We start from the raw sequence: 12,696 nt of genomic DNA on the forward strand, positions 1-12,696 counted from the left end.
TTTAAAGGTTTTTAGCTGTATAGACGTCCATTGACATTTGTAAACAAAATACTCACAATAGCGACATATTTTCAAGGTGCTTGCTAGCCACTTCATGTAATGATTTTTTTAGCAGGATAATCGGGAAGTTGGTGCGTTTTCATGATGACTACAAGCCCAACACTGCCCCCGCAACGGTAAAGTATTGCATATTTTGATGTGCTTACTGAGTCCGGAGACCGGCCTTGATGCAATCTTACTTACTTAAATCTTTGCGGTGGGCAAAGGTAGGGGACATCATGTTAAACAAAACAACTTTAGGCGTTGCTATTTCTGCTGCGCTTTCATTTTCTGTGTCTGGCGCAGAGCAATCAATTGAAAAAATAACCGTTACAGCTAATAAATTTGAGCAATCAATCAATGACGTTTTAGCAAGTGTAAATGTTATTGAGCGTGCAGAAATAGAAGCAAGCAACGTACGCGATTTACCAACCTTATTAAGCACGCGAGTTGGTTTTCAGGTTAATCCAAACGGTGGTTTTGGCCAAAATACAGGTGTGTCACTTCGTGGTACTGGCTCTGGCGATACGCTAATTTTGATTGACGGTGTACGTACAGGCTCAGCAACACTTGGTCAAAAAGCATTAAATAATGTCCCTTTAAATAGTATTGAACGTATTGAAATTATTAAGGGTTCTCGCGCAGCTGTTTACGGCTCTGATGCACTTGCTGGCGTGATTAACATTATAACGCGTGAATCAGATAACTTATCTGTGAGTGCTACGTTTGGTTCTGATTCTTACCAAAATTATCAAGTGGCAGGCTCTGTAAAATCAGGTGATATAACAACAGCATTTAATGCAGGCTTTGAAAAAACAGATAACTTTGATGTACTGCAAGGCGTAGCACCAGATGAAGATGGCTATGAAAATAAAAATCTTGGTTTTAAAGTAAATTATACAGATGCACACTACGGCGACTTTAAGTTATTAGGTCAATACAGTGAAGGTTTCGCAGATTACGACAGCCGCTTTAGCCCAGCTGACAGTACGATTGAACGAGATGATTTTAAAAACTATCAGCTTTCTGCAGGTTGGAGTAAAAACTACACTAACCAAACGCACAGTATTGATTTAGCGCTAGCAACGGATGATTCAGACAATACATATGTTGATTTTTCAGTTGGACCAACAACAAGTACTTTTATAACTAAACGCACACAAATTGATTATAACGGCCAATACCTATTATCTGATGAGCTTAACATTAGTGGTGGTATCAATTGGTACAACGATGATGTATCTCATAGTTCGCAACTATTTGTTGAAGACAGCCGAGATGTACTTGCTGTGTTTGTAGGTGCTTACTACGATGCAGATAAAGTATTAGCTAATTTAACTGTTCGCCAAGATGACGACGAGCAATTTGGCGACGAAACAACGTATACCGCAGCTGCGGGTTATCATTTATCTGAAGATGCAACATTTCGTATAAGCCAAAGTACTGGCTTTAAAGCCCCTACATTTAACGATTTATATTTCCCACTTTATGGTAACCCTGATTTACAGCCTGAAAAATCAGTAAACCGTGAGTTAGGTTTGAGTGTGGACTTTGATATTGCGCAAGTTGATGTTGCAATTTTTAGAAACGATATAGAAGATAAAATTGATTACGATGCAAACTTTGCATTAGCTAATATTGATGAAGCACGTTATGAAGGGGTTGAATTTAGCTTATCTCAGCAGTTTTTTGGTTTTGATAGCAACCTTAACTTTGCTTATTTGAGTGCAGAAGACGAAGAAACGGGCGCAGAGTTACGTAATGTTGCTAAACGTACTTTTAACTGGGAAGTTGCAAAACAGTTTGGTGCTTTTGATGCAAGCTTAGACATGCAATACCGTAGCGACCGACAAGGTGCTGTGACTCGCTTAGGCTCTTATACACTTTGGAACTTAGCAGGTAATTATCAAGTAAATGAACATATTGAAGTTTCGCTTCGTGTAGAAAACTTATTTGATAAAGAGTATAACGCTGTTGATTCAAATACTGATTTTACAACGGGTCAAGTGTATTACTACAACACTCCAGAGCGTCGCTTTTTTGCAGGCGCAAGCTACCAGTTTTAACGGTATTTATTAATATTAAAAAGCCCGACTTACGTCGGGCTTTTTAATGTGTAGCTAAGTTTAACTAATCAATTTAACTGCTCAAATTAGCTAGTCAGCTAAGAACTCTTTAAATACGGTTTCAAACTTATGTAATTTAGGTGCTATTAAAATACTACAGTAACCCTGCTGTGGGTTTTCGTTATAGTAATCTTGATGATAATGCTCTGCTGGATAATACGTAGTGGCAGGGCTGACTTCTGTCACAATGGGCTCACTCACATGGCTTTGCAGTTGAGCTACCATTTCATTGGTTTGCTTTTGTTGAGCTTCGTCGTGATAGTAAACAACGCTTCTATATTGTGTGCCTATATCGTTACCTTGGCGATTCAATTGTGTAGCATCATGCAAAGTGAAAAACATTGCTAGCAGTGTTTCAAAGCTAACTACAGTAGTATCAAATTCAATTTTAACAACCTCAGCGTGCCCGGTTGTGCCAGAGCATACAGAATTATAGGTTGGGGTGTCGGTTTCGCCACCGGTATAGCCAGAACTCACATCTAATACGCCATTTACACGTCTAAATGCTGCATCTATACACCAAAAACAGCCGCCACCAAATGTTGCTACTTGCGTTGTTGAGCTCATAAGTATTCCTAAAATGTATATGGAGTTTAAAGGCGAGCATAAATTGTATGCGCCGCAACAACAAGGTTACGGCGCAATAAAGAGATTAGATCTCTTCGAAAGGCTTTTCAGCAGCTTGTTTATTCAGCTTTTGTTGTAAAAACTCAGGTGACTGTGTATTTTTCGATAGAGCATAATACGCAGCAGGTACAACAAAAAGAGTCAGCAGGGTAGATACAATAACCCCTGTAAACACGACTACACCAATTACCATACGGCTTTCGGCGCCGGGGCCTGAAGCAAAAACCAAAGGAACAGAGCTCATAACGGTTGTTAGTGAGGTCATTATTATTGGGCGAAGGCGCTGGGTAGCCGCTTGTAGTATTGCTTCACTAAACTCAACGCCTTTATCGCGTAATTGGTTAGTAAATTCCACAATCAAAATACCATTTTTAGCACTTAAGCCTATGAGCATGACAATACCTATTTGGCTGTAAATATTTAAGGTAAGCCCTGTAGCCCAAAGCCCAAACATAGCGCCCATTAAACCAAGCGGTACGGTAAGCATAATTACAAATGGGTGCATAAAGCTTTCAAACTGCGCAGCAAGCACTAAAAAGGTAACGGTGAGTGCAAGTATAAATACGTAGGTCATCGCTGATGCGCCTTCGTAATAAAGCTGCGACTCACCTTTGTAATCTACTGCGCCATCTATATCGTTTTCCTCAGCGGCTACTTCGTTTAAAAAGTTAAGCGCTTGCTCAAGTGTATAGCCATCAGCTAAGTTGGCGCTTAATGTAATTGCGCGCATACGGTTGTAACGGTTTAAGCGCGATGCTGTTGCTTCTTCTTTTAAGCTGATAAGGCTATCAAGTGGAACTAGTTCACCGCTTCGTGATTTAAGGTATATATTTGAAATATCAGTAGGATTGGTAAAATCTTCTTTTGTTCCTTTTAAAATCACATCGTATTCTTCACCGCGGTCAATAAAGGTCGTAACACGGCGCTGGCCAAGCATTGTTTCTAGTGTACGGCCTACATCAGATACCGAAACGCCTAAATCGGCAGCTTTGTTTTTATCTATGCTGACTAAAAACTGTGGGAAGGTTTCTTTGTAATCATGATCGATTCTTACTAAACCAGGGTTTTGTTCAGCACGCTTTATTATACGGTCACGCCAATCGGCTAGTTGTGCATAATCATTACCTTGCAGTACAAACTCAATTGGGCGAGATGAGCCACCACCACCAATACCACGGCGCATAATGGCAAATGCACGAACATCGGTAACTTCTTGCATTTTACCGCTTATTTCATCCATTACTTCCCACGTTGAGCGTTTGCGTTTATCCCAATCGGCCATACCCACAATCGCAACACCGCCGCTGCCACCCCAGCCAGGCACTCGAACAAGTACGCGACTTAGCTCACCGGCTTGCGAGTAAGGCATTAAGCGCTCTTCAATTTTAGCCATATTAGCGGCGTTATTTTCGTAACTTGCGCCCTCAGGGCCGCTCATCATAATAAAGAACGTGCCACGATCTTCTTTTGGCGTTAGCTCAGAAGGAACTTGTAAAAACAACGAGTAACTAACAAAGCCAGCTAATAATAGGCTCACCATTAAACCCCATTTACGGGTTATGTTGGTGGAGAGTGAATTACGGTAACTTACTTCAATTTTAGTAAACTGGCGGTCCATCCATTGGCTAAATTTATTTGGTTTGTCTGATACTTTAAGTACTTTAGAGCACAAGGCTGGTGCGAGAGTCAGTGCTGTAACACTTGAGAAAAATACGGCAGCACTTACCGCCATAGCAAACTCAGTAAATAATGCACCTATACGGCCATCCATAAATACTAATGGCACAAACACCGATATTAGTACAAGAGTGGTTGCTACTATAGCAAAACCTACTTCACGCGCGCCTCTAAATGCAGCTAGTAACGGCGGCTCACCCAGTTCAATACGGCGGTGAATGTTTTCAAGCATTACAATGGCATCATCTACTACTAAACCAATGGCCAGTACTAAGGCAAGTAAAGTGAGTAAGTTAATTGAGTAGCCCATTGCCAACAAAAACATAAAGCTACCAACAAGTGCGACCGGTACGGTGACCGCAGGGATAAGCGTTGCTCGTATATTGCCTAAAAACAAAAATATAACGAGTACGACTAAACCCATAGAGATGGCAAGTGTGCTGTAAACTTCATTGATAGACTCTTTAATAAATACAGACGAATCGTAGCTGTCTTGAATTGTAGTGCCTTCAGGTAGGTTGCGTTTGATTTTTTCAAGTTCGCTGCGTGCGTTATCTACTACGGTTAGTGTGTTTGCTTTAGCTTGTTTTACAATACCTAAGCCAATCATATTACGCCCGTTACCACGAAATAAGCTTTCGTCATCGGCAGCTTCTAAACGTACATCGGCAACTTCACCTAAACGTACTAAGTAACCTTCATCACCACGTTTAATTACCAGGTTTTTAAAATCGCGCTGATCTTTATAACTACGGGCAGTACGCACGGTAAAGTCACGATCTATAGATTCTATTTCGCCAGCCGGTAACTCAACGTTTTCTGTACGCAGTGTATTTTCAATATCGCTCGAGGTAATGCCACGTGCAGCCATTGCTTGGCGGTTTAGCCAAATTTTCATGGCGTATTGGCGCTCACCACCAATACGTACGTTAGATACACCATCTACTACGGCTAAGCGGTCAACAATAAAACGCTGCGCGTAATCAGATAACTGTAACGAGTCCATTGTTTCGCTGTTTAATACAAACCAGGCGATTGGGCTTTCATCACTATTTGATTTAGATACTTCTGGCGGGCGTACCTGATCGGGCAAACTATCAAGTGCACGTGCTACACGTTCGCGTACATCGTTAGATGCTGCATCTATGTCGCGGTTAATATCAAACTCAATGGTAATGTTTGAACGTCCATTACGACTCGATGAGTTAATACTTTTAATACCTTCAATACCTGAAATTCGATTTTCTATTATTTGCGTTATTTTGGTTTCTATAATTTCGGCAGAAGCACCTGTGTATTCAGTGCTGATATTTACAATCGGCGTTTCAATATCCGGGTATTCACGAAGTGGCAGCATAGTAAACGCAACCAGTCCAAAAGTAAGAAGCAGTAAATTAATTACAATGGCAAAAACGGGGCGCTTGACGCTAGTATCTGTAATTTTCACGTATTACCCCTTTACGCTTACTTTACTTCCAGAGCGAATTTTTATTAGCCCCTCAGTAACAATTTGCTCGCCATCAGTTAGGCCCTCGTCGATAGCAACCCAGCCATTATTTCTGCTAGCAACATGCACTTCAATTTTATTAGCTATCCCATCTTGAATTTGAAAAACAAAGTGTTTGTCTTGCAAAGGTATAACCGCTTTTTCTGGCACCATTAAAGCTTGGTTGCTGCTTAGCTCAAGTGCTGTATTTAGTAACATACCAGGGCGAAGTAATCCTGATTTATTGGCAAAACTTGCTGTAACTTCAACACTGCGAGTAACCGAATCAATACGCGAGCTAATATGCGTTACCTTGCCGTTAAATGTTTGTCCTGGGTAGGCATCGTTTTGCGTAAGCACTTTCATGCCCATATTTAATTGTGCTAAATATTTTTCAGGTACTTTAAAGTCAACTTTAATAATACTAATATCATCAAGTGTTGTGATTATTGTTGTATTACTTACGTAAGCACCTATTGATATTTCACGCTTACCTAACAGGCCTGAAAAGGGCGCACTAATAGTCATTTCGTTTAATTTAGTTTTAGCGCTTTCTAGTTGGGCCTCTGTTGCATCAACACGAGATAACTGCTCTTCAAGTAACGACTTTGCCGTTGATTGCGAGCGTGAAAGTTCGGTTAGGCGATCTAACTGACGTTGTTCTTCACGTAAGTTAATGCCAAGCTCTTTAACGGCAAGCTGTTCTTGTTGGCTCTGTAACTGTACTAACTTTTGCCCTTTACTGACTAAGTCGCCGTCTTTAAAATATATATCTGTGACATAATCGTTTTGCGCACTTTTTATATAGATTGCTTGGTTTGCACGCGCGCTACCGATCGCTTCTATCATCACTGCGTTTTCCTGAGAAGTAACAGTATGAGCTGTTACTTGAGTAGACATTTGTGATAAATCGGCCTGTTCGCCGTGGCTAGCGGGTAGATATAAATAAACGCTAAATATTAGAAGTAACGTAATAATAAATGGAAAAAGTGCTTTACCTGATTGTCTTGAGTACATTGATTTCATACCTGAAAATGAATTGTAAGTATTGTACGAAATAAGACCGGGAAAAGACGGTTATGTGTCTCATAAATTTGTGCGTTAAGCGTAAAAGTAAATAAGATTTATTCATTGTTCCTATTTTGTTGAGGAAAAAGCGGTAATGTATGAAATTTAAAACCACCTGTAACTTATGTATAACAACAAGAAAGGTCATAATTTGGGCTGTTATTATGCTTGTTTTTTATATGGTGTTTTACCAATATGGATAAATCTAACAATGCCATTAAGTTTCGGGCACAAGGTGCGCGAAACGCAATTGAAGTGCTTGTTGCAGGTGCAATTGGTTTAGTTTTTATTATGTTGTTTAATTTACTGAGGCCGGGTGAGATTAGCATACTTGAAATATTTTTAGTGAGCTTGTGTATTGCCGCTATTTTTATTGGATATTTAAAAACTCAAGAGCCATATCATAGCCTTATATTAAATGAGTCTGAGCTCGTTTATTGCCATAAATACGGAGCTTGGTGTATGCCTCATAGTAACTTTCATCACAGTGGTATACCCAAAGTAGAAGATGGCTTTGATTACTTAGAATTAAATGCGGTTGGTATAAAGGTAAACGACATAGATGACTTTTTAACAAGCATAGCGCCTCGAATTGCAGGGAAATTATTAATAGAGCAGCGTAATTTGTTTATGCAAGTTGTTCAAAAACATTGCAAAAATGGCAATTGCCCATCAGAATGGCTAATAGAAGATACACATTACACATCCCATAAAGGGATAAGCTATACTGGTCTTATAGCTATGTTTGCTAACAGGACTAAGCACCTTCAACTGTTAACCGGTTACGATTTATTATTACCAGCCAGTGTGTTAGATAGAGATATCTGGGCATTTAGTGCTAACTTAAATAAGTGGAAGCGCGAGCCTAGTCAGTTTATAGCGTCGCAAATTAATAATTAAGCTGCGACTGTAGGAAAGAAAAATGAGTCAAGAGAGAGCCTTTTTAAAAAGTGGTCGAAACACCATAATACATAAAGATAAAAAGCATGATTTAGTGATTGTAAACTCTGAAATTCATCCTAAAATTAAAGTGACTCAACATGGCTTAGAGCCATTTAAAGAAGAGTTACCTAAAAACCGCCGTGATGCAAAAGATCGCTATTTAGAAATAGTCTATGTTGGAAGCCCTGATGTATTTGGCGAAGAAAAACAATTACTATTTATTCAAGCTTTAGATGGGCGTGAATACAAAGTAGATTACAGTAAAATCGGTACGAAGTTGTTTGTACGCATTCATCAAGATACATATATGTAGTACTTAAATGGCATCTTTATTGCTAGTAATTACACTATAGTAATTATTTGACATAATAAGGTGCTGCGTATGAAAGCGTTTGCTTTAATCCCCCTCATTTCTTGCGGTTTGCTGAGTGCGTGTGGAGGAGGTGGCGGTGATAGCGATAATACAGTTGTAGAAACATCTGTTAATGCTGGAACCGATTTACAAATTATCGAAAAAACTGAATTTACCATCACAGCACAAGGTTCCCCCGCTGATGGTACGTTTTCATGGCAACAAGTTAGCGGCCCAAGCTTAGAAGGTTTTCCGCTTGATGGTGCTGAGCAAACATTGACAGCCCCTGACGTAAAAACTGATAGTGAAATAATCTTAAGAGTAAGCTATCAAAGCACCGGTAGTAGCGCTGTTAGTGACGACATTTCTATTTCAGTGAGCTCTAATAATCAACTTCCTCTTGCTGTTGTTACCCAAACATCTCCTGAAACACTTCCTTCTGTATACAAAGATACAGTGACTTTGAGCGCTCTTGAGTCGAGCGATCCTGATGATAATGGCCAAATTGATAGTTACTTGTGGCAACTGCTATCAGGTCCTGATTTAGATATTGCTAGCTTTAATGAGTCAACTCTTAGCTTTTCTCATCCTTTACTAGAAAGTAACGTAAATTTGTCTTGGCAGCTAACAGTCACTGATGATGAAGGCGGTGAGGCGAGTACTCAATATTCGATGACGCTTAACAAAACAAATGAGTTGGTGGATGCAAATGCAGGTGCTGATCAAAATATTGAGGAGTTTGAACAAGTAACACTTGATGCAACGAATAGCGAAACTGTTACCGATACCTATCAGTGTAAATGGCAACAACTTACCGGTAATAGCGAAACATTAAGTAATAGCAACCAATGTACAACGACATTTTTTGCCTCTGATGTAGATACCGAGACCACATTGAGCTTTGAAGTAACGGTAACCGACTCAAAAGGACGTACCGATACAGATTCTTTATTTGTTGATGTATCACCAAAAGCGCTTGGGCTTATAAACGATAGTGGTGTTGGTGAGTGTTACAACAATACACAACGCATTAACTGTGAAAGCGATGATTTTCCAGAGCAAGATGCAGAGCTCGGACGCGATAGCTATGCAAATCGTTTAGATAAGGTTGGCAAAGGTAATTTAGCGTTTGATTACACTAAACTTAATCAGTTTGCTGATGAAGTTGGTGATGATAGTAGTGACTTTACCTGTATACGCGATAATGTTACAGGGCTTGTATGGGAAGTAAAAACTGAATCCTCTGGAGTATTGCCAAATACAAGTTTGCGTGAGGGGCAAAATCATTACTTTTGGGATTTAGGCGATACTACTTTTACCGATACTAGTACAGCCAATTCAACTTGCCCGGATGATACGAGTTGTGGAGTACAAAGTTATATAAACGAAGTGAATAACTTAGATTTTTGTGGTGGTACAAATTGGCGGTTACCTACTTATACAGAGCTTTTAGGTTTAATTGATTATGGTAAACAAGGGCAAAGCATATTAATTGATGAGGTGTTTTTCCCCAATATGCCAAGTGAAAGTGCATTAAGTCACTTACGTTATTGGACTTCACAAACTGCAGCCGATGGTACAAGTTTATCGCAAGCGTACATTATTGATATGAGTGATGGTAACGATCTTGCTTATCCAAAAGAAAATACTGCGTATGTTCGTTTAGTTAGAAGCCGTTAGGAGAAAATAATGAGATTAAAATTACTCTATGCACTAGCAACTATAAGCTTGAGCTTTAATATTGCAGCGGCGCAAACGTGCTACGACGGTGCAGATACCACAACGCCGACAGATAGATTTACCATAAATACAGATGGCACAGTGTCTGATACCGAAACAGGCCTTATGTGGCAACGTTGTAGTTATGGGCAAATTTATAATACAGAGACGCAGCTTTGCGAAGGCTCTACACCTTCTCTTACTTGGCAAGAAGCACTACGCGGTGCTAAAAATGATACAACCGCAGATTACGATGATTGGCAAATGCCTAACATTAAAGAGTTGGCGAGTATTTTAGAGCACAGTTGCACCGAGCCGAGCATTAATGAAGAGGTGTTTTTTGGTACTAAGCTTCAAAACTATTGGTCAAATACATCGGGTGTGAGCACGATGAGCTCTGCATGGGTTTATCAATTTGATAGTGGGCTGAATAGCTTGCACGCCAAAACTAGTAATGTGTATTTACGGTTAGTTCGCTACGAAGAATAAAGTACTTACTAAGATTAGACAGATGAAAGTGCAGCCTTAAAACCGCTGCATTTTTTTTTTTACATAAATTTACGTTATTTCAATAATAAAGCGCTTACAACGTTGTCACTTAGTGCGTTTTTTTGCCATTATAGGCCGTGATTTAATTACGAAGGAACATCACGGTGTATTTAAGCTATTTTGGCCTGAATGAAAAACCTTTTTCAATTTCGCCCAACCCTCATTACTTATTTTTAAGTGAACGACATAAAGAAGCCTTAGCACACCTTACCTATGGATTAGGTGAAGACGGTGGTTTTGTATTATTAACAGGCGAAGTGGGTACTGGTAAAACTACAATTACCCGCAGTATGTTAGAGCAGTTACCTGAAAACACGCAAGTAGCGATGATCCATAACCCAGCACTTTCAGAGCTAGAGTTATTGGCTAGTATTTGTGATGAGCTCAACATTAGTTACGATGCTAATAATGCGACGCTTAAAAGTCTTACCGATATTATAAAAAAGCACTTAGAGACCAATAATAAATCGGGCGGGCACACCATACTTATAATTGATGAAGCGCAGTTACTTGCCCCTAATGTGCTTGAACAATTACGCTTGCTGACAAATATAGAAACCGATCATAAAAAATTATTACAAATAGTATTGGTTGGTCAACCTGAGCTACAAGAGCTTTTAAAGCGCAATGAATTAAGGCAACTCGCCCAGAGAATAACAGCTCGTTACCATTTATTACCACTTACACAAGGCCAAACAGTTGCTTACATAAAGCATCGGTTACATGTTGCAGGATGTGATAAAGGAATTTTTTCGATGGATGCCATGCAAGCTGTTCATCAATTAACCGGTGGTGTGCCACGATTAATGAACTTGGTATGTGAGCGAGCTTTGGTAGGCACTTTTGCAAAGCAGCAGTTGATAGTTGATAGCGATATAATAAAAAAATCAGCACATGAGTCATTACCCATGGATTTTGTAGCGCCAGTTAATGAGGCCAACAAAGCAACGTCATTTGTACCATATAGCCTTGCATTCGCTGCTTTATTTGCCGTAGGCATTGGGCTTTCATTTATTTTATAGTTAGGTAAGTTATGTCTTATTTATTAGATGCGCTAAAGCAGTCGCAGCAATCAGATATGAGTGCTGAGCAATACGACTTACAATCAGAGCAGTTAAAGCAACAGCAAGCACTAAAGCGTTATAGACGATTAGCGTTAGTATTTGGTACAAGCTTAGCTGCTTTTATTGCTGTAGCTGGTGGGTTTACTACGGGTAAGTGGTTTCAAGGTACTACTTTATTAAACATATCGGAACCCGCTGTAATTAAGGTGGTTGAAAGCGAAAAATCGTCACCTAAAGAACAAGTTAAAGAGATAGATGCCGCAGTTGAAAAGCAGCAAATAGCTAAGTTAGAACCCGCTAAAATAGCTCCAAATAATACTGCAACGATTGAAGGGCAACTTGTACATGTGCAAACACCTAATGGTGTACAGCAAATGTTATTAACGCCTAATGGGCAATATATTCCTATGCCATCGAGTCAGGTCACGAGCGCAACGGGTTATAATCAGCAGAACGTGCAACAAGTAATGCCAGTTCAAAATTATAATCAGCCAGTATTTAATCCACAAAATAATTACAATCCAAATAATACACAGAACGCTTCGGTATTTGGGCAAAGTCAAAATACAGCATCAGCTCAACTAGATATGAGTAAATATAAAGTACTAGGTAAGCCAATTAATGGTAACAACCAATCTCAACAGATGAGCGATCCTGAGCTTGATGAGGTGCCTACAACACTTAAAAATGCGTTTGCGCAAGCTATACAAGACGTCGAAAAAAATCAGGATTATGAAGTTACCCATGCATCAAAAACGTCATCACGTGTTGAGCCTGTAGAATTACTACCAGATGGTTTGCAATCAATGTTGCCTAGTATTAAATATCAAGCGCATATTTATTCATCGAGTGCTGACAAACGTTGGATCAAGCTAAATGGCCGAGAGTTACATGAAGGAGAGAGCATAGGTGCTTTAACTGTAAGAGAGATTACACCTGAGCAAAGTGTACTTGATTTTGATGGTTATGAGTTTAGCTTAAAGGCTTTGCAAGACTGGCCGCAGTAAACGTTTAGCTATTATGTTGAGAGCTCGGTAGAATGTTGAG

The 12,696-nt window shown here is 39.6% G+C and carries 10 protein-coding genes and 1 riboswitch; of the genes, 7 read left to right on the plus strand and 3 right to left on the minus strand.

Going from position 1 to position 12,696, the window contains the following annotated elements:
* Positions 1–57 precede the first annotated feature (57 nt).
* Positions 58–241, plus strand: a riboswitch (cobalamin riboswitch).
* A gap of 37 nt (positions 242–278) precedes the next feature.
* Positions 279–2,105, plus strand: coding sequence for a TonB-dependent receptor domain-containing protein (locus tag CXF64_RS16625; RefSeq protein ID WP_101217560.1), 1,827 nt, complete (start codon positions 279–281; stop codon positions 2,103–2,105).
* Positions 2,106–2,195: 90 nt separating this feature from the next.
* Here the strand turns inward: CXF64_RS16625 and msrA are convergent, their stop codons facing one another.
* From msrA to CXF64_RS16640, 3 genes are all read right to left on the minus strand, one after another.
* Entirely contained in the window at positions 2,196–2,732 is a 537-nt protein-coding gene (msrA, locus tag CXF64_RS16630; protein WP_101217561.1) for a peptide-methionine (S)-S-oxide reductase MsrA, read from the minus strand.
* 85 nt (positions 2,733–2,817) lie between these two features.
* The gene (locus tag CXF64_RS16635; protein WP_101217562.1) at positions 2,818–5,916 is read right to left on the minus strand and encodes an efflux RND transporter permease subunit; all 3,099 of its coding nucleotides are present in this window, start codon (positions 5,914–5,916) and stop codon (positions 2,818–2,820) included.
* A gap of 3 nt (positions 5,917–5,919) precedes the next feature.
* Complete coding sequence (locus CXF64_RS16640; RefSeq protein WP_024590017.1) at positions 5,920–6,972, minus strand: efflux RND transporter periplasmic adaptor subunit; 1,053 nt, start codon at positions 6,970–6,972, stop codon at positions 5,920–5,922.
* A gap of 246 nt (positions 6,973–7,218) precedes the next feature.
* Between CXF64_RS16640 and CXF64_RS16645 the strand changes: the two genes are divergently transcribed.
* The 6 genes from CXF64_RS16645 to CXF64_RS16670 all read left to right on the plus strand — a co-directional run bounded on the left by CXF64_RS16645 (position 7,219) and on the right by CXF64_RS16670 (position 12,656).
* Entirely contained in the window at positions 7,219–7,923 is a 705-nt protein-coding gene (locus CXF64_RS16645; protein WP_101217563.1) for a DUF2982 domain-containing protein, read from the plus strand.
* A gap of 22 nt (positions 7,924–7,945) precedes the next feature.
* Positions 7,946–8,278, plus strand: coding sequence for a hypothetical protein (locus CXF64_RS16650; protein ID WP_007581673.1), 333 nt, complete (start codon positions 7,946–7,948; stop codon positions 8,276–8,278).
* 69 nt (positions 8,279–8,347) lie between these two features.
* Complete coding sequence (locus CXF64_RS16655; protein WP_101217564.1) at positions 8,348–9,997, plus strand: Lcl C-terminal domain-containing protein; 1,650 nt, start codon at positions 8,348–8,350, stop codon at positions 9,995–9,997.
* Between the two features lie 9 nt (positions 9,998–10,006).
* Positions 10,007–10,525 carry an Lcl C-terminal domain-containing protein gene (locus tag CXF64_RS16660; protein ID WP_024590014.1) on the plus strand — a complete coding sequence of 173 codons (519 nt, stop codon included), beginning with the start codon at positions 10,007–10,009 and terminating at the stop codon, positions 10,523–10,525.
* 164 nt (positions 10,526–10,689) lie between these two features.
* Positions 10,690–11,607 (plus strand): ExeA family protein, encoded by a 918-nt coding sequence (locus CXF64_RS16665; protein ID WP_024590013.1) that lies wholly within the window; start codon positions 10,690–10,692, stop codon positions 11,605–11,607.
* Positions 11,608–11,618: 11 nt separating this feature from the next.
* Positions 11,619–12,656, plus strand: a complete 1,038-nt coding sequence (locus tag CXF64_RS16670) for a general secretion pathway protein GspB (protein ID WP_101217565.1) — start codon at positions 11,619–11,621, stop codon at positions 12,654–12,656.
* The last annotated feature ends 40 nt before the right edge of the window (positions 12,657–12,696 follow it).

Source organism: Pseudoalteromonas sp. GutCa3, assembly GCF_002836155.1.
Classification (GTDB): Bacteria; Pseudomonadota; Gammaproteobacteria; order Enterobacterales; family Alteromonadaceae; genus Pseudoalteromonas; species Pseudoalteromonas arctica.